General features: G+C 62.7%; 20 protein-coding genes and 1 tRNA gene. 9 read left to right on the top strand and 12 right to left on the bottom strand.

Annotated features, from left to right (window positions below; all coding sequences use genetic code 11):
* Positions 1-3: 3 nt before the first annotated feature.
* Entirely contained in the window at positions 4-648 is a 645-nt protein-coding gene (gene rdgB, locus B9A15_RS14240; RefSeq protein WP_084410900.1) for an RdgB/HAM1 family non-canonical purine NTP pyrophosphatase, read from the top strand.
* 8 nt (positions 649-656) lie between these two features.
* On the top strand, positions 657-1,856 hold the full coding sequence (gene hemW, locus B9A15_RS14235) for a radical SAM family heme chaperone HemW (protein WP_084410899.1): 1,200 nt from the start codon (positions 657-659) through the stop codon (positions 1,854-1,856).
* A gap of 22 nt (positions 1,857-1,878) precedes the next feature.
* Here hemW and B9A15_RS14230 read toward each other — a convergent pair whose 3' ends face one another.
* Both B9A15_RS14230 and recQ read right to left on the bottom strand, forming a co-directional pair.
* Positions 1,879-2,304, bottom strand: coding sequence for a BLUF domain-containing protein (locus tag B9A15_RS14230; protein WP_084410897.1), 426 nt, complete (start codon positions 2,302-2,304; stop codon positions 1,879-1,881).
* A gap of 184 nt (positions 2,305-2,488) precedes the next feature.
* Entirely contained in the window at positions 2,489-4,291 is a 1,803-nt protein-coding gene (recQ, locus tag B9A15_RS14225; RefSeq protein WP_084411029.1) for a DNA helicase RecQ, read from the bottom strand.
* Positions 4,292-4,420: 129 nt separating this feature from the next.
* On the opposite strand from recQ, the gene rsmI reads away from it, so the two are divergent.
* Positions 4,421-5,317: a 16S rRNA (cytidine(1402)-2'-O)-methyltransferase gene (rsmI, locus tag B9A15_RS14220; RefSeq protein WP_084410895.1), complete on the top strand. Its 897-nt coding sequence runs from the start codon at positions 4,421-4,423 to the stop codon at positions 5,315-5,317.
* A 4-nt stretch (positions 5,318-5,321) separates the two neighbouring features.
* Positions 5,322-5,708 carry a YraN family protein gene (locus tag B9A15_RS14215; RefSeq protein WP_084410893.1) on the top strand — a complete coding sequence of 129 codons (387 nt, stop codon included), beginning with the start codon at positions 5,322-5,324 and terminating at the stop codon, positions 5,706-5,708.
* An 84-nt stretch (positions 5,709-5,792) separates the two neighbouring features.
* On the opposite strand, the gene B9A15_RS14210 is transcribed toward B9A15_RS14215, so the two are convergent.
* From B9A15_RS14210 to B9A15_RS14195, 4 genes are all read right to left on the bottom strand, one after another.
* Positions 5,793-6,047, bottom strand: coding sequence for a BQ00720 family protein (locus B9A15_RS14210; RefSeq protein ID WP_084410892.1), 255 nt, complete (start codon positions 6,045-6,047; stop codon positions 5,793-5,795).
* A gap of 37 nt (positions 6,048-6,084) precedes the next feature.
* Complete coding sequence (locus B9A15_RS14205; protein WP_084410890.1) at positions 6,085-6,522, bottom strand: Hsp20 family protein; 438 nt, start codon at positions 6,520-6,522, stop codon at positions 6,085-6,087.
* Positions 6,523-6,697: 175 nt separating this feature from the next.
* Positions 6,698-7,201 (bottom strand): peptide-methionine (R)-S-oxide reductase MsrB, encoded by a 504-nt coding sequence (gene msrB, locus B9A15_RS14200; RefSeq protein WP_084411027.1) that lies wholly within the window; start codon positions 7,199-7,201, stop codon positions 6,698-6,700.
* Positions 7,202-7,330: 129 nt separating this feature from the next.
* The gene (locus B9A15_RS14195; protein ID WP_084410888.1) at positions 7,331-7,939 is read right to left on the bottom strand and encodes a fasciclin domain-containing protein; all 609 of its coding nucleotides are present in this window, start codon (positions 7,937-7,939) and stop codon (positions 7,331-7,333) included.
* Positions 7,940-8,252: 313 nt separating this feature from the next.
* Between B9A15_RS14195 and B9A15_RS14190 the strand changes: the two genes are divergently transcribed.
* From B9A15_RS14190 to B9A15_RS14175, 4 genes are all read left to right on the top strand, one after another.
* Positions 8,253-8,951 carry a TetR/AcrR family transcriptional regulator C-terminal domain-containing protein gene (locus tag B9A15_RS14190; RefSeq protein ID WP_084410886.1) on the top strand — a complete coding sequence of 233 codons (699 nt, stop codon included), beginning with the start codon at positions 8,253-8,255 and terminating at the stop codon, positions 8,949-8,951.
* A gap of 22 nt (positions 8,952-8,973) precedes the next feature.
* Positions 8,974-9,993 (top strand): ketol-acid reductoisomerase, encoded by a 1,020-nt coding sequence (gene ilvC, locus B9A15_RS14185; protein ID WP_084410884.1) that lies wholly within the window; start codon positions 8,974-8,976, stop codon positions 9,991-9,993.
* 650 nt (positions 9,994-10,643) lie between these two features.
* Positions 10,644-11,060: a PilZ domain-containing protein gene (locus B9A15_RS14180; protein WP_139798400.1), complete on the top strand. Its 417-nt coding sequence runs from the start codon at positions 10,644-10,646 to the stop codon at positions 11,058-11,060.
* Positions 11,061-11,366: 306 nt separating this feature from the next.
* Positions 11,367-11,442, top strand: a tRNA-Lys gene (locus tag B9A15_RS14175).
* A 198-nt stretch (positions 11,443-11,640) separates the two neighbouring features.
* Here B9A15_RS14175 and B9A15_RS14170 read toward each other — a convergent pair.
* From B9A15_RS14170 to B9A15_RS14155, 4 genes are all read right to left on the bottom strand, one after another.
* A complete protein-coding gene (locus tag B9A15_RS14170) occupies positions 11,641-12,372 on the bottom strand; it encodes an SH3 domain-containing protein (protein WP_170923307.1) in 732 nt (243 codons plus the stop codon).
* Positions 12,373-12,612: 240 nt separating this feature from the next.
* Positions 12,613-12,966, bottom strand: a complete 354-nt coding sequence (csgH, locus tag B9A15_RS14165; RefSeq protein WP_084410878.1) for a curli-like amyloid fiber formation chaperone CsgH — start codon at positions 12,964-12,966, stop codon at positions 12,613-12,615.
* Positions 12,967-12,998: 32 nt separating this feature from the next.
* Entirely contained in the window at positions 12,999-13,796 is a 798-nt protein-coding gene (locus B9A15_RS14160) for a hypothetical protein (RefSeq protein ID WP_084410876.1), read from the bottom strand.
* Between the two features lie 765 nt (positions 13,797-14,561).
* Complete coding sequence (locus tag B9A15_RS14155) at positions 14,562-15,476, bottom strand: hypothetical protein (RefSeq protein WP_084410874.1); 915 nt, start codon at positions 15,474-15,476, stop codon at positions 14,562-14,564.
* A gap of 260 nt (positions 15,477-15,736) precedes the next feature.
* On the opposite strand from B9A15_RS14155, the gene B9A15_RS14150 reads away from it, so the two are divergent.
* Positions 15,737-16,012, top strand: a complete 276-nt coding sequence (locus tag B9A15_RS14150; protein ID WP_084410872.1) for a hypothetical protein — start codon at positions 15,737-15,739, stop codon at positions 16,010-16,012.
* A 326-nt stretch (positions 16,013-16,338) separates the two neighbouring features.
* Here B9A15_RS14150 and B9A15_RS14145 read toward each other — a convergent pair whose 3' ends face one another.
* Positions 16,339-17,700, bottom strand: coding sequence for a CsgG/HfaB family protein (locus tag B9A15_RS14145; RefSeq protein WP_084410870.1), 1,362 nt, complete (start codon positions 17,698-17,700; stop codon positions 16,339-16,341).
* Positions 17,701-17,718: 18 nt separating this feature from the next.
* Entirely contained in the window at positions 17,719-18,189 is a 471-nt protein-coding gene (locus B9A15_RS14140) for a curli assembly protein CsgF (RefSeq protein ID WP_084411025.1), read from the bottom strand.
* Positions 18,190-18,322: the final 133 nt, after the last annotated feature.

Here is an 18,322-nt window from a genome sequence, read left to right as displayed (position 1 = left end):
GCCATGGCGCTCCTGAAACCGGAAGACGGCCCCCTTCTCGTCGCGAGCCACAATCGCGGCAAGATCTGGGAAATCCGCGAGCTCTTCGAACCCTTCGGCTTCGAGGTGACCTCGGCCAAGGATAAAGGGCTCGACGATCCGGAAGAGACTGGCGACACCTTCGAGGCCAATGCCGAGATCAAGGCGCGAGCCGCCCAGGAGGCGACGGGTCTTGCCGCGCTCTCGGACGATTCCGGCATCTGCGTCGAGGCGCTGGGCGGCGATCCGGGCATCTATTCGGCGCGCTGGGGCGGGCCGGAGCGCGATTTCGCCATGGCCATGCGCAATATCGAGGAAAAGCTCCAGGCGGCTGGCGCAACGACGCCGGAGAGACGCCGCGCGACCTTCGTCGCGGTCCTCTGCCTCGCCTTGCCCTCCGGCGAGGTTCATTTCTACCGGGGCGAGGTCGACGGCACGCTCGTCTGGCCGCCGCGCGGCGAACTCGGCTTCGGCTATGATCCGATGTTTCTGCCCGATGGGCTCGAAAAGACCTTCGGCGAGATGATGAGCGCGGAAAAGCACGCCTGGAAGCCGGGCCAGCCGGATGCTCTCTCCCACCGGGCGCGGGCGTTCCAGAAATTCTCTGCCGAGGCGCTCGGGGTCTCGTGAGCGAGGTGATGGAGCGGGCGGCCGACCTCCTGCGGTTTCCGGGCCCGATCGGGGGGTCGCAGGCGCGCGAGCCGGGTTTCGGGGTCTATGTCCATTGGCCGTTCTGCGCGGCCAAATGCCCTTATTGCGACTTCAACAGCCATGTGCGGCACAAGCCGATCGATCAAGCGCGCTATGCGGCCGCTTTCGAGCGGGAGATCGCCGAGATGGGCCGGCGCTCGAAGGGCGAGCGGGTCACCTCGATCTTTCTCGGCGGAGGCACGCCATCCTTGATGGAGCCGGCGACGGTCGGGCGCATTCTGGACGCGATCGCGAACACCTGGGACATCGCGCCAGGGGCCGAGATCACCATCGAGGCGAACCCCTCCAGCGTCGAGGCGACCCGCTTTTGCGGCTATCGGGCGGCCGGGGTCAACCGCGTCTCGCTCGGCGTCCAGGCGCTGAACGACCGCGATCTGAAGCTGCTCGGCCGGCTCCACGACACGAAGGAAGCGCTGCGGGCGATCGCTCTGGCGCGCGACATCTTCCCGCGCCTCTCCTTCGATCTCATCTATGCGCGGCCTGACCAGAGCGTCGCCGCATGGGAGGCCGAACTCGGCCAGGCGATCGATCTCGCCGCTGATCACCTGTCGCTCTACCAGCTGACCATCGAGGAAGGCACGCCCTTCTACGCCCTCCATAGAGCCGGCAAGCTGAAGGTGCCGGACGGTGACCTCTCGGCCGATCTCTACGAGGCGACCCAGAAGCTGACGGCCCAGCGCGGCCTGCCGGCCTACGAGATTTCAAACCATGCGGTGCCGGGCGCCGAGTCCCGGCACAATCTCACCTATTGGCGTTACGGCCTTTATGCCGGCGTCGGACCCGGCGCCCATGGCCGCCTGAGGGACAAGGGCCAGCGCGTCGCGACCTCCAACGAGCGCCTGCCCGAGACCTGGCTGCAGATGGTCGAGGACTGGGATCACGGCATGGTCGAGGAAGAGCCCTTGAGCCCCGCCGAACAGGCGGACGAGCTTCTCCTCATGGGTCTGCGCCTGTCCGAAGGCGTCGATCTGAAGCGATGGCAGGCCTTATCCGGCCGCTCGATCGACCGAGCGGTCGAACGCGACCTTACCGACAACGGCATGATCGAACGCCTCGGCCCGGACCGCATCCGCTGCACGCCGGCCGGCATGCTCGTCCTCGACGCCGTGGTCGCAGATCTCGCCTGAGGGGGAAGCCCTCCCCAAAAGGCTAGGCGGCGCCAGCGCTTTGTAGAAGGTGGACGGAACGAGGGGGTGCCGAGAGCACAAGATCCAATTGGGCGGGTCCGCTCTTGGAGCGACCCGCTCCAATCCGATCGATGATCGCGATCGAACGCAGCGCAACGTCCAGCGGAGAGACGCGCACCATCCCGAAATCGGCAAAACCGATCGCGGGGATGCGCGCATCCGAAATCGTCGCGACACCGCAATGACGCGGATCGGCCAAAATCACCGGAACAAGGACCTCCAGGTTTTTGGCTGGCCCCTCGAGAATCTGGCAAATCACGCCGTTCCGAAAGCTGACGATCCCGCCAATGGCCAAAGCGCGGTTGCGCTGATGGGCGCGGGCGATGATCGCCTCGAATTCCGCATCGCCGAGATCCGGCGCAAGGCTGGTGTAGCAATAGTGCCGCATCGCGCCCCCCCGAAAAGTCCTGCAAGTTGATTAAAGCATAGCTTTGATTTCAAACAACAATAACTTTCGTTAGCTCGGAGCCAGGCCGCCAGCTGAGTATCGCTCGGGAAACCTGATCCTCGATGCCCTGGTTGCCGTCGCGTCTCTCAAAAGGACGAGGCTTTCATTCTCTCGTCATCAGACCTCATGCGTTTTCCGCGATGACCGAGAGAAAGGCCGGGCCGTAGCGTTCGAGCTTGGCTTCGCCGACGCCCGGCACTTCCGCCATGGCCTTGCGCGAGGTCGGGCGGGCGGCGGCGAGTTCGACCAGGGTCTTGTCGTGGAAGATCACGTAAGGCGGCACGTTCTGCGCCCGGGCGATCTCCATGCGCTTCTGGCGCAGAAGCTCGAAGAGCGCCTGATCGGCTTGCGGCACCACGGATGCCGCCTGTCCCTTGCGCTCCACCTTGCCGCGCCGCGCCCGCGGTTCTGGCGGCACGCGCAGCATCAAGGGCGCCTTCTCGCGTAAGAATTCGCGGCCGGCCGGTGCGATCGACAGCCCGCCATGGCCGGCCAGATCGACCGCGACGAAGCGCAGCGCGATCAGCTGGCGCAGGATCGCCCGCCACATGCGGGCGTCATGCTCCGTTCCGATGCCGAAGGTCGAGACCTGATCATGGCCGAAGCGCGTGATGCGCTCGTTCGTGGCGCCGAGAAGGACGTCGACGATATAGGCCTGCCCGAACCGCTCGCCGGTGCGATAGATGCAGGAGAGCGCCTTCTGCGCGGCGACTGTGCCGTCGAAGAGCTTGGGCGGTTCGAGGCAGGTGTCGCAATTGCCGCAGGGCCCGCAAGCGTCGCCGAAATAGGACAGAAGAACCTGCCGGCGGCAGCTCGCCGTCTCGGCAAGGCCTAAAAGCGCGTCGAGCTTGCCGCGCTCGGTGCGCTTGCGCTGGTCCGGCGCGTCGGACTCGTCGATGAAACGGCTGCGCAGCGCGATGTCTTCCGGCCCGTAGAGCATCAGCGTTTCGGCATTCAGCCCGTCGCGTCCCGCCCGGCCCGTCTCCTGATAATAAGCCTCGATGCTGGAGGGCAGATCGAGATGGGCGACGAAGCGCACATCGGGCTTGTCGATGCCCATGCCGAAGGCGATCGTCGCGACCATCACCACCGCCTCGCCGTGCTGAAAGCGCAGCTGGTTCGCTTCCCGCTCCGCCTTGTCGAGCCCGGCATGATAGGCGAGCGCGTCGTAGCCTTCGGTGCGCAGCCAGGCGGCGGTCTCCTCGGTCTTGCGCTTGGACAGGCAGTAGACAATGCCGCTCTCGCCCGGATGGCGCTTCAAAAAGGCCTTCAGCTGGGCGCGCGGATTGTCCTTCTCTGCAATCGCGTAATGGATATTGGGCCGGTCGAAACCGGCGATGAAGGCATCGGTCTCGTCGATCGTCAGATGGGCGAGGATCTCGGCGCGCGTCGGCTCGTCGGCTGTCGCCGTCAATGCCATGCGCGGCGTTTCGGGAAAGGCCTCCACCAGGCAATCGAGCTGGCGATAGGAGGGGCGAAAGTCGTGGCCCCATTGGGAGAGACAATGGGCCTCGTCGATCGCGATCAGGGAGAGCGGCTGCCTCTGGAGCCGTGAGAGCGTGTCGCCGCGCAGAAGCGTTTCGGGCGCCACGTAAAGAAGATCAAGGTCGCCCGTCTCGATCGCCCGCCAAAGATCGCGCCGCTCCTCGCCCGGCAGATCGGAATTGAGGGCTGCGGCCCTCACCCCCGCCTGGGCGAGCGCGGCAACCTGATCGGCCATCAGGGCGATGAGCGGCGAGACGATCAGGCCCATGCCGGGACGGGCGAGCGCCGGGATCTGATAGCAAAGGGATTTGCCGCCACCGGTCGGCATCACGACAAAGGCGTTGCGGCCCGCCATGACATGGCCGACGACCTCGCCCTGGGCACCACGAAAGGCCTCATAGCCATAGACGGTCTTGAGGATTTGGAGGGGATCGGCAGGCATGGACATCTATATCATCAGCGAATGTCGGGGCGCTCCCCATATCAGCTTCAGGCGTCCGTCGATCAATGCCCGATATTCGGGTTACGGGAAGGATTGCCCTCGCTTCGCACAGAGCCGATAAAGCGCCTCATGAGCGTTCCTTCCCCCGAGCCCCGCTTCACCCTTTTCGGCGAAAGCCGGTCGGCGTCCCGACCGGAACCCGGCCTTTACGTCGTGGCAACACCCATCGGCAATCTCGCCGACATTACGCTGCGGGCGCTTCAGATCATCGCGGGCGCCGACCGGCTCGCCTGCGAGGATACGCGCGTGACGGGCAAGCTTCTGTCCCGCTTCGGCATCGAGCGGCGGATGAGCGCCTATCACGAACACTCGTCCAGTGAAGATGGCGAGAGGCTGATCGCTGAGGTCCAAGCCGGCGGCTCGCTGGCTCTCGTCTCGGATGCCGGTACGCCGCTCGTCTCCGATCCCGGTTATAAGCTGGTGCGCCAGGCGATCGAGGCGGATGTGCCGATCTATGCCATTCCGGGTCCCTCCGCCCTCATCGCCGCGCTCGCCATTTCCGGCCTTCCCTCCGACGCCTTCTTCTTCGCCGGCTTCCTGCCGAATAAGGAGAAAGCCCGCGCCGAGCGGTTGCAAACGCTTCAGCGCATTCCCGGAACGCTTCTCTTCTATGAAGCGCCCCACCGGATCTCCGAGAGCCTTGCCGCCATGGCCGAGGCCTTGGGCGAGCGGCAAGCGGCCGTCTGCCGGGAACTCACGAAACTCCACGAAACGGTCTATCGCGGCAGCCTCTCGTCGCTGGCCAGGGATTTCGGCGAGATGGCGGAAATTCGCGGCGAGATCGTCGTCTGCGTCGCCCCACCGGAAGCGGACGCGGTGCCGGACGAGGCCGATGCCGATCGCATTCTCACGGGGCTGCTCGCGGAGATGAAACCGGCCAAGGCCGCACAGGAAGCTGCGCGTCTCACCGGCCTGCCCCGCCGCGAGCTCTATCAACGGGCGCTCGACATGAAGGGGGATCGGTGAGCCGATGGCGAAAGGCGCAAAGCGGCCAGAGCGCGAGCGCATCCGCCGCTGGCGCCTCGGGCGGCGGGCCGAATGGATGGCCGCCCTTGCCCTCATGGTCAAAGGCTACCGGATCCTCTCCTGGCGCTACAAGGTGAAGGCCGGCGAGATCGATCTCATTGCGCGGCGCGGCGACGTGGTGGCGATCGTCGAGGTGAAGGCGAGAACCAGCATTGAAGCGGCGATGGACGCCGTCGGCCCGTTCGCCCAAAGGCGGATAGAGGCCGCGGCCGATCACTGGCTGCGCCAGAGACCAGACTATGACCGGCTGTCCTTGCGCTTCGACATCATCGCCGTGACGCCGCGACGCTGGCCTGTCCATATCCCAAATGCATGGCAGGCGCGCCCCTGAAGGGAACGCGCCTGCGCGAAGTCATCTATTGTTTTGGATACTGCTGCCGCGCCGGCTTGGGCCGACGGGCCTCATTCCGAGCGATCAGTGAATGCTGACCGTCTGCAGGCTGTTCTGCGAGGCGCTTTCGATGATCGATCCACGATCGTCGGACACGGCGAGCGGCGTGCCATCGGCGCCGAAGAGGGCCCATAGGTCGAGACCGGGCTGGATCTGCTTGGCGGCCGGGAAACGCTGGCGCATCTCGTCGGAACTCATGCGCCGAAGATAGGCGATGTGCCCCTCGCCGATCGAAGCGAGCTGGTTCTGGGTGATGGTGGTCGTGGTCATCTCAGTCATTTTTGTCGTCTCCTCGGAAGGCAAACGCGAAACCCGGTCATTCGTCGACCGCGATTTCGATTTTTCTGACGATCCGCTCCGGCTCGGGCTTGGCGAGATCGATGGACAAAAGGCCGTTCTTCAACTGGGCTCCGATGATCTGCATTCCGTCGGCCAGAAGAAAACCCTTCTGAAACTGGCGGGCCGCAATTCCGCGGTGCAGGAAATCCCGCTCGCCCTCCTCGGCCTGTCGGCCTCGGATCATCAACTGGTTCTCTTCCGTCGTCACTTCCAGGTCATCCGGCTTGAAACCCGCAACCGCGAGCGTAATCCGGATGATATGGCCCGATCGGTCCGCGTCGGATCGTGCCGCGCGAACGCGCTCGATGTTATAGGGCGGATAACCGTCGCCGCCCTTGGCGATGCGTTCGAGTGTCTTTTCCACGCTGTCAAAACCGAGAAGCAGCGGGCTGGAGAAGGGTGTCATCCTGCTCATGGCGGGCGGCGAAGTCCTCGTTCAAGCGACCTTGCGACACCCGGCCCAAAGGCACCGGGCGCTCACACACCGAATATGGCGACGCAATCCTTTCGGTTCAATGTACGATCCTCGCCGACCGCCAAAGCCGGACAGAATGCCTCCGGTCCATGGCAGCCAAAGAAGATGTGATCGGTCAGCCGACGCTCGTCGGGCCGGGCACGAAGTTGAGAGCGACACCGTTGAGGCAGTGGCGCTTGCCGGTCGGCTGCGGACCATCGTCGAAGATATGGCCGAAATGGCCGCCGCATGTCGCGCAATGAACCTCGGTGCGCGGATAGATCAGCGCGTAATCGGTCTTCGTCCCGATGACCTCTTCGTTCAACGGCGCCCAGAAGCTCGGCCAACCGGTACCGGATTCGAATTTCGTCTCCGAGGAATAGACCGGCGTGTCGCAACCGGCGCAGGCATAAAGGCCCGCCTTCTTGTTCTCGTTGAGCGGGCTCGAAAAGGGGCGTTCCGTCGATTCTTGGCGCAGAACCGCGAATTGCTGGGGCGTCAGGCGCTTACGCCATTCATCCTCGGTATAGGACACCGGAAAGTCTTCCTCAGCCGCTCCTGCGTCGCGCCGGAAAGCGATCGCCGCAGCGGCCGAACCGACAAGCGCTGTGAGAGCGGCTAGAAAGGATCGTCTCGGCATGGGCATAAGCTGTCTCCGTTCGCTCGTTTCGATGAAAAGGTAATGGCCGAGCCCCATCCGCGCCAGCGGCGAAACCGCGCGGATGGGGCCACATTCCCGTGAGAGATTTCGTCTCGATCGCCCGCGAAGTTACTCGCCCGGCATGAGCACCGTGTCGATGACATGAACGACGCCGTTCGATTGCTTGACGTCGGCCTGGGTGACCGATGCCCTGTCGCCCTTGGCATCCGTGATGATCAGCGTATCGCCATCCATGGACAGGGTGATCGTCTCGCCTTCGAGCGTCTTGGCCGGATGCTCGCCGCCATCCTCCTCGATCATCGTCATCGCGTCCTTGGACATAACGCTCGCCGGGACCACGTGATAGGTCAGGATCTCGGTCAGCTTTTCCTTGTTTTCAGGCTTCAAGAGCTCGTCGACCGTGCCGGCCGGGAGCTTCTCGAAGGCTTCGTTGGTCGGCGCGAAGACCGTGAAAGGCCCCGTCCCCGACAGCGCCTCCACGAGACCGGCGGCCTTTACGGCGGCGACGAGCGTCGTGAGATTGGACGCGGTCGACGCATTTTCGACGATGGTCTTCTGCGGATCCATCGGCGCACCGCCGACCATCGGCATCTCGCTCTCACCAGCGGCCATCGAGCCGGAGGACGCATCCTGGGCGCTGGCCGCCGGAAGAAACGCGAAGGCCGCGCCTGCCAGACAGGTTGCCAAGGCGAGGCGGCGGAACAAAGTCGTCTGCATGATCGGATTCCCTTGTCGGTTCGGCCTCGCCATCGAGCGGCAAGGCGCGCATCGGACCGGTCGCACCGGACCTATCCAAAGCTACGGACGACAAGGCAACGGGTTTCGCTCAAGGCGATGACAATGCGGCCGACCGGCTTCACGACTTCGCGACCGCCTAGCATGGTGGTCAGGTCCGCACTCGACTGACTGGCTCATGGAGATGCCGGAATGGGAGAGCAGGCTTGCAGAGCGAACGAACCTCCTCTAAGGCTCCCGACGTCGAACCGTACGGTACGGTTCGCATCAGGGCGAGAGCAGCGAAGCGGGACGGATGGGCGCTCCAATCCATCAAATCGGCACAGGCGACGAGGCATCCCTTGATGCCCTGACCGACCGTCAGCGCGCCGTGCTCGACGCCGTCCTCGATCTCATCGTCGAAGGACGCCGGCCGCTCTCGATGATCGCCGTCGCGAAAGCTGCAAGCTGCTCCAAGGAGACGCTCTATCGCTGGTTCGGCGACCGCGCCGGGCTTTTGACCGCGACGGTGCGCTGGCAGGCGGCCAAGGTGCGCGGCGTCAAGCTGCCCGACGGCCCGATCGACGAAGCCTTTCTTCTGGCCGAGCTCAAACGCTTTGCCGTCGACTGGCTGAGCGTGATCGGCGGCCAGACCTCGGTCGCCCTCAACCGCCTGGCGATTGCGGAAGCGGGATCGGACGCGCTCAATCTCGGTGAGATCGTCCTGCGAAACGGACCGACGGCTATGGCGAGGCGCCTTGCGCCGCTTTTGGCGACCGCCCGCGCCGACGGTCTCGTGACCTATGAGAGCGAAGGCGAAGCCTTCACCACCTTTTTCGGCCTTGTCGTCGGAGACGTCCAGATCCGTCTCCTTCTCGGTGAGGCGATCGGCCTCGACGATCCGGCGATCGACCGGGCCGCCGCGAATGCCGCCACCCGTTTCCTCGCGCTTTATGGCTGCAAGCCGAGCGTGAGCGAGCCCATCCCGCCCCAGACGGGCGGTTCGTCAACCTGAACCACAAGACGGAGGATAGCCCATGCGCGTCTATTACGATCGCGATGCCGATCTCAATCTCATCAAGGGCAAGAAGGTGGTCATCGTCGGCTACGGCTCTCAGGGCCGCGCCCATGCGCTGAATCTCAAGGATTCCGGCGTGTCCGAGCTGAAGGTGGCTCTGCGCCCCGGTTCGGCGACGGCCAAGAAGGTCGAGGCCGACGGTCTCGAGGTTCTCTCGGTGGCCGATGCCGCCAAGTGGGGCGATCTTCTGATGATGGCGACGCCGGACGAGCTTCAGGCCGGCATCTACAACAGCGAGATCGCGCCCCATATCCGCGACGGCGCAGCAATCGCCTTCGCCCACGGCCTCAATGTCCATTTCGGCCTGATCGAGCCGAAGTCGACCATCGACGTCCTCATGGTCGCGCCGAAGGGCCCGGGCCATACGGTGCGCTCGGAATATCAGCGCGGCGGCGGCGTTCCCTGCCTGGTGGCCGTTCACCAGAACCCGTCGGGCAATGCCCTCGATCTCGGCCTCTCCTATGCCTGCGGCGTCGGCGGCGGCCGCTCGGGTATCATCGAGACCACCTTCCAGGAAGAGTGCGAGACCGATCTCTTTGGCGAGCAGGTCGTCCTCTGCGGCGGTCTGGTCGAGCTCATCCGCGCCGGTTTCGAGACCCTGACGGAAGCCGGCTATGCTCCGGAAATGGCCTATTTCGAGTGCCTTCACGAGGTGAAGCTCATCGTCGACCTCATTTATGAGGGCGGCATCGCCAACATGAACTACTCGATCTCGAACACGGCCGAATGGGGCGAGTACGTCACCGGCCCGCGCATCATCACCGCCGAGACCAAGGCCGAGATGAAGCGGGTCCTCAAGGACATCCAAACCGGCAAGTTCACCTCGGAATGGATGCAGGAGTGGCATTCCGGCGCCGCCCGCTTCAAGGGCATCCGCCGCGTCAACGATCGCCATCAGATCGAAGAAGTCGGCGAGAAGCTGCGCGGCATGATGCCGTGGATCAAGTCCAATGCCCTCGTCGACAAGGCCCGCAACTAAGCGCGTCAGCCGAGACTGCGGCCTGATCCACGGCTGTCTTGCCTCTGCCCGTCCTCGCGGCCAAAGCCGCTGCGGGCGGGCGGGGGGATCAAGTCCAATGCCCTCGTCGACAAGGCCCGCAACTAAGAGCTCAAGCCGAGACCGCGGCCTGATCCACGGCTGTCTTACCTCTGCCCGTCCTCGCGGCCAAAGCCGCTGTGGGCGGGCGGGGGATCAAGTCCAATGCCCTCGTCGACAAGGCCCGCAATTAAGAGCTTAAGCCGGGACTGCGGCCTAATCCACGGCCGTCTTGCCTTTGCCCGTCCTCGCGCTTGCAGAGCGCGGGGGCTGATTCCGTCGCGTCTCGCGCCACGAGGCTTGAACACGCACGTGGCGCAAATCCGTAAAATTTTAAGAAATAACGATTATGCCTCCTCAGCTCTGTGTCGGGCAGATGCGAACGCAGGCCAGAACATCATAAATATCAGCTTCTTAGCGCCAATACCGCCGGACTTCCAGTCAGCGACAAGAATCGTGACATGTTTTGTGGTCTTCTTCGCAAGGGCCGGCAGCGGCGGGTTTCGAACTCCAATCGAGCCCCGATTCATGATTTTTTCACCGCTCCAAGCGATGGTCAGACTTCCTTGTTTTCGACCGCAAAGGCTGGAGCGATGACAGCGCTGCCCGAACAGGATCTGGAAGAAGCCGAACGTCGCGTCGCCCCACGCCAGCGCGTCCTCAAGCGCGCGAAGATCATCTTCAATCAAGGCTTCTCCATCTTCGATTGCGTGGTTCGAAACATTTCGGCGACGGGCGCACTGCTCACGCTCGCCGAATCCGTTCACATGCCGAAGGAGTTCCAGATCAAGATCGGCGAGGAGCCCCCGCGTCCGGCCAAGCTCGTCTATCGGCGGACCATGTTCGCGGGCATCCGCTTCCTCGATATGGCCGACGCCGCTGGCGAGCTGGAACCGCGCCCAATCATGCCGGCGGAACCCGCCTCCAGCGCCGCAGCCGACGAGATCATCGCCAAGATCAGACCGAACCCACTGCCCCGATCCGTCGCAAAGCTGCTGCCCTGGGCCTGATATCCAATCCGTGCAATCGTTGCGCGACCCCGACGATCGAAAAGCGCTTATCCTCCACCCTACGGGTGCTCGCCCGGAAGCGGCCGATTGACGGGGTGCCTGAGCGCGTCCCTCCCCCCGCCCCGGTAGACGTCCCCGGCCTTCCGGCCACAGCGCTCGCGTGCGTCAGCCTAAAACGATCGACGCAAGACCATCCGACGGGTGAGAAAAACTCTTTCATCATCCTGTCGAAAACGGGTTTACAGGCGCGAATTCGCTGGCTATATCCCCGTGGCGTCCGGCGGGAACCGCCGCCTAGACGCCGATGGGTGATTAGCTCAGTTGGTAGAGCAGCTGACTCTTAATCAGCGGGTCGTAGGTTCGAACCCTACATCACCCACCAAACCTTACCAATAATTTCATACCCGGCATCGTCTCGCTAGGGACAAGTCATGGCAGCCTGCCCGCCGGGCGCCGAGACAGATCGCGAAAGCTTTTGGAGAGGCCACAGCTGGTCGCAAATCGGGTTTCCTGTCTCGACGCGCGGCGCTCCTGCCCGCGCCGCGATCGATCCGTCTCCTTCTTTCGTTCGCATTTCGGCTTATTGCAGCTCACATCCGGCCGTATAGGTCAGCACAGGCCAGCGGTCGCGGCGCATGGCGCGTTGGCGAATCCAGCCGGTCGTGTCGGCAATTGTCGCCCGGCACCAATCGCCATCGGAGGCAGTGGTGCATTCCGAAACGCGCACGCAGGTTCCGGCCGGGATTGATGCTAAAATCTCGGCGTCGGGGCGCGCCTCGGCACGGGCATTGAGCTTGACGAGGACGCGGGCCGTCATCTCGCGATCCGGCTCGGCGCTGGGGCGGGCGAAATCGGCCTCTTTCGCGCAGCTCGACGTATAGCCGAAATAGGTGCAGTCGCTCTCCACCACGTCGCTTGCCGGCGCGTCGGACCCTTCGGGAACGCGCTCGAAGATGACGGTCTCGCCATTCGATGTCTGACCGCTCACCCGGTTCTGATTGCCGCCGAGCCGGGCCACCACCGCGCCTTGATCATCCACCAGGGCAAGCTGGTTGTCGTCGATGCCCCAAACCCGCAAGCCCGCCATGAGCCCCCCGCAATTCTGCGTCGTGAGGCCAAAGCGGTTACCGACCGGCACGTCGTTCAAACCGACGCGGCAGGCGCCGCCGTCAGTATAGGCCGGGTCGAGGGTCTGCCATGTGCCGGAAAAGGCCCGGACGAAATCGGCCGTCGTCTGCGCGCCGGCAGGCGCGGCCATGGCAAAAATGAGCCCAGCCAAGGCAGCCGAGAGCTTGACGATATATGCGATCATGGCGGCGACGATCCCCCGAAAGCGTTTAAAACTCGAGCCGAACCTTAGGGAAGAATGGTTTCCGGCTTCTTGAGGCGTGGATCGGTTCGTCATCGCCGCGATGGAGAGCGGCGGCCGGCACGAAGGCTTGCCGGTTCGGTTCGGGGCCCGCGGTCCGTCCCTTTGCGCGTAAAGCCTCACAAGCTTGGCAGCCAACCTGCAATAGGGCGATTGGTGGAATAAGTCCGGAGGCCTGTGACGCTACTCGTCGATGGTGAGCCGGCTTGTGGACAGAACGCGCTCGCCCGATGTCAAAGTCAGATCGACCGTCAGCCGGTCTCCGGGGGAAGTGGAAAGACCGACCGTCGCGACGTCGGCGCTTTCGCCGGCGGCAAGCGCGAATTCGCCGCCTTGCGTCGTCGAGACACGGCCCGATAGGCCGGTCTTCGTCACGATCATTCGAGCCTGACCCTCTGCATTGGTCAAGGCGTGAGCCTTGCCGATCAGGGTCAAGCCGTCGTCGCGCGGCGAAACGGCAATGGATGCAGCAGCGCTCGCATCGCGGGTTTGAGCCGAGCTCGATCCCGCGCCCCCTACAAGAAGAGCCAGGGCCAAGAGGACCGCCCTTCGTCCCGTGAACCGACGGGTCATTGCCCCGACTGCGTGACCGTCACGCCGGACGGGAGCGTGGTGACCGCTCCGAGCGGCGAGACTCCAATGGCTGTCTGTCGTATGGTGATCGGGCCTGATACGCTCGTCGAGACCTCCGCCGGAACGAGACCCGACAGGCCATAGCCATCGACGAAATAGGACACGTCGGCGTTGGGCGCGGTGACATCGAGCTGGTTGTTATTGCCGTCGCCGATCTGGCTGAGCACGGCCCGCGCGCCTTGCCCCAGGACATTCACCGTGCCGATGTTGTCATGGCCGCTCTGGAGGATTGTCCCGCTGGCTTTGTCGGAGGCCGTCAGCGTCGCGGTGTTGTTCGAGCCGATCTGGCCGACATAGGCGCTGGAGCCGCCCAGGGCCTCAATCGTGGCGGAATTGCCGTCAACAGAGCCGCTGGGTGTCTCTTGCAATAGTCCGACCCAGCCATCGATCCCGGTGATCGTCATCGTGGCCGAATTTCCGATGCCCGCCTGTGAAGCGATGTCAGCCTGCGAGGCATACAGATTCCCGACAGGCCTCCCTGTGTAGACCGGCTCGAAGATCGGCTTGCCCTGTTCGTCGACCTGATCGGTCTCCCGCATGCCAGTCTGAAAATAGACGGTTTCGGACGTCTGGTCGATGACAAGCCCCCCGACGGTGCTGCGGGTGGCCGCACTCTGATCGACGGTGAGTTCGTTGTCGACGCCCTCCTGGGTAATCTGCAACCTGTTTTCGCCCGCGCTGGCGGGGAGTGACAGAGCCAAAAGCGATACGGCGGTGAGGATGAGCGACTTCATCTTCGATCAGTCTCCAATCATCTCAAAATCCCCGCGCGATCGGGCTCGGATGCTCTGTTTACGGACGCGTCATGCGAAATATGCAGCCGAGAATGGGGCAAGTCAAAGAGCGTGGCGCGGTTCTAGACCGGCATAAAAGCTGCGCACACTCTCCCCTGCCGGTCCATTCTCTATGAGCTTTTACGCCATGAGCTTAAAATAAACGATCTGGTGCCTGCAGAACTTCGCCCGCCGAAACCAAAAACGCCAGATTGGCGGTCAACCAATTCTCTGGCGGTCTCATCGAGACAGTCGCTCCCTGCATATGTCAGTCACAGAGCCAATTTTCGCGCTTCAAGCTCCACGGAGTATATTACTGTCCCCGATGCATTTTGAATTTGACATCGAAAGCTGAGGCACTCGGCCGGTCGGATATCGACCGACAAATTCAGTCCGCAGGCCAGGGAAAACGGGGGCATCGGTGACACGGGAGACCCACGACCCAAGCGGGAGCCGGCTGCTCCGCATGTCTTCAGAAACCGCTCGTCCGCGCGATCGCTATACAGGTGACAGCCATTCGCCATTGACCAGAAGACAGCGGGTGAGCGTCAATTGCCGCCCGGCCTCTAACGCGGATAAGGCACAACGTTTCCAAAGAAAAAAGATCGCGACAACGGCGCGGATGGCGCCTCGCCGCGATCAAAGGATGACGCCCCACAAGCATTGCTCGATAAGGGCCGCGTAAGACGCATGGGCGAAACATCTCGCCCATGCTAAACAACTCACTTACTGAACAACATTCGCATAGTTGTGATAGCCGTTCTGGTAGATGACACCGATATTACCGCCCTGACCGCCAATAGTGTCGACAAAGGCCGCATTATAGTCATGCAACTGATCGATATCGACGGAATTCCCATTCGTCACCGACGAGGACTGGGCATAGTTGTCGAGGCCGCTCTGGTAAATATTGATGTCGTTGCCATTGGCGCCGTTGTAAACCTCAACGAGAAGCTCATTGCTTGTGCCAAACTGCGTTGTATAAATATTGTTATTGAAGGCGTTTGGGGTTTCGTAATAATCTTTATTCCAATCATTGGACTCAGATTTGAAATAAGCTTTATTGTCGTGGCCAGCCTGATAGGCGTCCACCGTATTCCCATCTCCAACAACCTTCGCTTCGATCAGGTTGCTGGTTTCGTATTGCTGGAAGTTGAAATTGTTATAGTTTCCGTTGAACGACGCCGTGACGACGTTCCCCGATCCGCGCTGATCCAGGCTAGAGAGGCTGGCGCCATTGCCGATACCGTCGAACGTCAGCGTGGCGACATTACCCGTCCCGTCGCCATCATGATACTGATAAACGTTACTTACCGTATTGTTTTGGCCCGCTTGGGTGATGGTGAGTTCGTTGCCGGTTCCGGCCTGCAAGATAGGGCCCTGGGAGACGATGGACCGATCGCCGACCGTCTGCCCCGATCCGGTCTGCGTTATCGTCAGCTTATTCTCGCTACCTGTTTGTGTGGTCGCGACGTAAGACGTAGTGCTGCCATACTGATAGACGTCTGCCTCATGTTTGCTGCCATCCTGCTCGACATACGATTTGTTTTCCGATTTGTTTTCGCTGTCAGTCGCCAGGGCCGCTCCGCTCATGAGCGTCAGTGCGGTCGCGGCTATTAGGATCGTCTTAACGTTTTGCATGATAGGGACTCCCTGTCCGTAGGAAACGCACCCTGGCCGGTGCGCGATACTCGATAAAATGCGCCGCGAGCAGCGCGGGGACTGTTTTGCCGCTCCGCCTTTTACGACGTGATGCGGGCTTGGTTGTTTCGGTGCGCCCTGGGCGTGGGCGCCGATGCAGGCTTGCGAGAAGCCTTTTTCGAGGCCGGTTCGACGGCTGAACGACCGCCGTCACGAACCCGCCCCGATCGCCGACCCTTCCAGCAAGATCGGCTCTGCCATTGGCTGGACGCCGGGCGCCCCCGATAATCCCTGTTCTGCTGTTCGCCGATCCGAAAACCGCCGCCTCGACGAGCGGCGATACGAAACCAGCTCTGCCGATCAGGACTTGGGAGCGGGTTATCCCTGCCCAATCTCGCCTGCTCGATGCCCAAGTGATAAACGAAGCCTTAACGTTTGGTCAACAAGCAAAGGGGCTGCAGATTCCTGAAAAGAAAATGATGTTTAAAGCGAGGATTTGTCTCAAACTGGTTTTTCATCACCAAAATGAGGTATAGTTCACCGCTTGGTCATGCCGTTTTGCCAGAAAATGGGCCATTTCGCGATGCTGGCATCTCAAACTGAGAATTTCTTCTTATTATTTTTGTAATCCTGTCTTATATTCCGAAGAGTAATGGCGCTTGAGCTTTGTCGATCGCCCTTTGCGTTTTGAGCCGTCAAGGCCATTCCCGCGCTCACGATTCGCGCCTCGTCCACATTCGACGAGCCCGTTTCCCGCGAACCGCAACGCGAAAGCCAGCATTGTCACGAATGACGATGCTGGCCGATTTGCTTTTCGAAAATCGCTCAAAGGGGCAACGCGCCTGCCGAGCGAACCGATGCCTCACGGGGTCTGAAGCGCGGCGACCTCTTCCGGCGCATCGCGCAGACCGGTCCAGCCGGTCCCGCCCTGCATAGGCGCCTCGGTTTCGGCCTCCGCCTCCGGTGCGGGCTGCTCGTCGTCGCTGCCAAACAGCATGGAGAACAAGGTCCTGCGCTTGGGCGTCTCTTCGATGTGCTGGCCGACCGCGGGTTCATCCGGGGTGGGTGCCGGCGGCAAGCTGCGCGGTTCGGCTTGACCCTCCTCGCGCGGCGAGGCCGGCGTGTATTGTCCCGGCTGCGCCGGGGGCACGGCGCCGCCAGCACCTGTCTGCGGCGCCTGGCCGGATGGTCCTTGGATGACACGCTGCATCACGGGCGGCATCGGCCGCATGATCGTGCGCTGGGGCTCGGCCCGCGCCGCGACCCTCACGGGCCCGGGCGCCCTCGCTTCCGTATCCGGCAGGTCGTGGGGCGGCTTGCTGGCTGGGGCCGGCGGGTAAAGAGCCTCGGCGGTCAAATGGTTTTCATATTTCGCGCCGCGATAGGCCGCGATCAGGTCGGCTCCGGCCTCTCGGTCGGCGAAATTCCAGATGCCGAGCTCGGCGCCTTCGATGACGAGGGAATAGACCGCCTTCTCGACCGCCGCCTCGACGGCGAGTTGCTTGGGCTCATTATAGGTGACGCCGGTTTCGGCCTCGAGCAGCTCGTCGAGTTTCAAATAGCGGAACGCACCACCCTGAAGCGCATAGGACGAAACCATCTTGCGGGAGGTCACGCTCGTCAGAACCTCGCCGGTCTTGGTGGAGACGACGCGCAGTGTAACGGTCACCACGTCCTGGAGATATTTGGTGTCACCGCCGATCGCCAGGAACCGCGCGCCGACCCCGCCGGTGACGACATTCGTGTCATAGCCGATGATCGCGCCTTCGATGATGAAGCCGGCATGTTTCAACGGCGGGAGTACATTGGCATCAAGCCTGTCTTCTCCACGATAGAGCCGGCGCATTTCGGTGAGGATCTGCCGTTCCTTCAGAAGATTGTCGAGATCCTTGCGCTCCAGCACGGTGAACCAGCGGCGCTCGCCGGTGTCCTGCAAGGACTTGATCAAAATAGCCGCGCCGCCCTGGGTCACGGCCTTGGACAGGGTCTGCACCCGGTCGCTCTCCTTGAACTGACCGGTGAGGTCTTCGAGATCATAGACCGAAACCGTGACCTTCTCGCTCGGAGCGGGAAGGTTGCGCAATTCGGCGCTCGTCGATGTCACGGGCGCCACGACCGGGGGCGTGTCGATCGCCGAGTTCTTCGTGATGCATCCGGCCAATGGCACGAGGACGCTCAATGTGCCGATGCGCAGGATCGCGCCGGCAGTCTTCTTCGATACCATTGGAAGCTCTCCCGGCGATCAGTTGGCGACGAGTTGCGGAACGACGATCTCGGTGACCGAGCCGTCGAGAGAGTCGACGATGGTCAGCCGGATCGAATCGAGGGTTCGGTCGAAGGTGACCGACGTATCGCCGAAGGTGACGGTGCCGTTGTTCTGGGGGTTTTCGCCGAAGATCGCCTCGGTCACCTGTCCGGCAAGGGCGGAGAAGAGGCGGCCCTGGAGCTGGCGGACAAAGAGGTCTGCCGCGTCACTTCCCGCCCTGTTATTGAGGCCCGGGGCGAGCCGATCATCGTCCTCGTCGCTCGCCACGTCGCTCGCGGTCGCCTCGCGCTGAGCACTGGCAATTCCAAGAAGATGGCCGGAGTTGAGAGGACTGCCGCCGAATGAGGGGTTGATCGGCGTATAAACGAGGTTGCCGGCCCATACAGGCGTGGCAATCGACAAGGGGCAGGCGAATGCGAGGGCCAGTCGGAATTGCTTCGAAATCATCTGTCTCACCATGGGCAGCGCGTTACCCAAGGAAAACAGCATTTATGGTTAATGCCGCGTAAAGGTGGGATCTAAAATTCAACGGTCAGGTCAGATTGAATGGGAAAAGCGGGAGATCGACCTGCGGGACTGC

Origin of the sequence: Fulvimarina manganoxydans (assembly GCF_900176465.1) — a bacterium.
Taxonomy (GTDB): domain Bacteria; phylum Pseudomonadota; class Alphaproteobacteria; order Rhizobiales; family Rhizobiaceae; genus Fulvimarina; species Fulvimarina manganoxydans.
This window is presented reverse-complemented; position numbering and strand designations above follow the sequence as displayed.

Excerpts from the sequence above, each read along its gene's own strand:
- B9A15_RS14195 (WP_084410888.1), bottom strand. The coding sequence starts at position 7,939 with ATGCAGACGACTTTGTTCCGCCGCCTCGCCTTGGCAACCTGTCTGGCA.
- B9A15_RS14205 (WP_084410890.1), bottom strand. The coding sequence starts at position 6,522 with ATGAGCAGGATGACACCCTTCTCCAGCCCGCTGCTTCTCGGTTTTGAC.
- B9A15_RS14210 (WP_084410892.1), bottom strand. The coding sequence starts at position 6,047 with ATGACTGAGATGACCACGACCACCATCACCCAGAACCAGCTCGCTTCG.
- rsmI (WP_084410895.1), top strand. The coding sequence starts at position 4,421 with ATGAGCGTTCCTTCCCCCGAGCCCCGCTTCACCCTTTTCGGCGAAAGC.
- B9A15_RS14170 (WP_170923307.1), bottom strand. The coding sequence starts at position 12,372 with ATGATCGCATATATCGTCAAGCTCTCGGCTGCCTTGGCTGGGCTCATT.
- B9A15_RS14140 (WP_084411025.1), bottom strand. The coding sequence starts at position 18,189 with ATGATTTCGAAGCAATTCCGACTGGCCCTCGCATTCGCCTGCCCCTTG.
- msrB (WP_084411027.1), bottom strand. The coding sequence starts at position 7,201 with ATGCCGAGACGATCCTTTCTAGCCGCTCTCACAGCGCTTGTCGGTTCG.
- B9A15_RS14155 (WP_084410874.1), bottom strand. The coding sequence starts at position 15,476 with ATGCAAAACGTTAAGACGATCCTAATAGCCGCGACCGCACTGACGCTC.
- B9A15_RS14215 (WP_084410893.1), top strand. The coding sequence starts at position 5,322 with ATGGCGAAAGGCGCAAAGCGGCCAGAGCGCGAGCGCATCCGCCGCTGG.
- rdgB (WP_084410900.1), top strand. The coding sequence starts at position 4 with ATGGCGCTCCTGAAACCGGAAGACGGCCCCCTTCTCGTCGCGAGCCAC.
- ilvC (WP_084410884.1), top strand. The coding sequence starts at position 8,974 with ATGCGCGTCTATTACGATCGCGATGCCGATCTCAATCTCATCAAGGGC.
- recQ (WP_084411029.1), bottom strand. The coding sequence starts at position 4,291 with ATGCCTGCCGATCCCCTCCAAATCCTCAAGACCGTCTATGGCTATGAG.
- B9A15_RS14145 (WP_084410870.1), bottom strand. The coding sequence starts at position 17,700 with ATGGTATCGAAGAAGACTGCCGGCGCGATCCTGCGCATCGGCACATTG.
- hemW (WP_084410899.1), top strand. The coding sequence starts at position 657 with ATGGAGCGGGCGGCCGACCTCCTGCGGTTTCCGGGCCCGATCGGGGGG.
- B9A15_RS14160 (WP_084410876.1), bottom strand. The coding sequence starts at position 13,796 with ATGAAGTCGCTCATCCTCACCGCCGTATCGCTTTTGGCTCTGTCACTC.
- B9A15_RS14230 (WP_084410897.1), bottom strand. The coding sequence starts at position 2,304 with ATGCGGCACTATTGCTACACCAGCCTTGCGCCGGATCTCGGCGATGCG.
- B9A15_RS14180 (WP_139798400.1), top strand. The coding sequence starts at position 10,644 with ATGACAGCGCTGCCCGAACAGGATCTGGAAGAAGCCGAACGTCGCGTC.
- B9A15_RS14190 (WP_084410886.1), top strand. The coding sequence starts at position 8,253 with ATGGGCGCTCCAATCCATCAAATCGGCACAGGCGACGAGGCATCCCTT.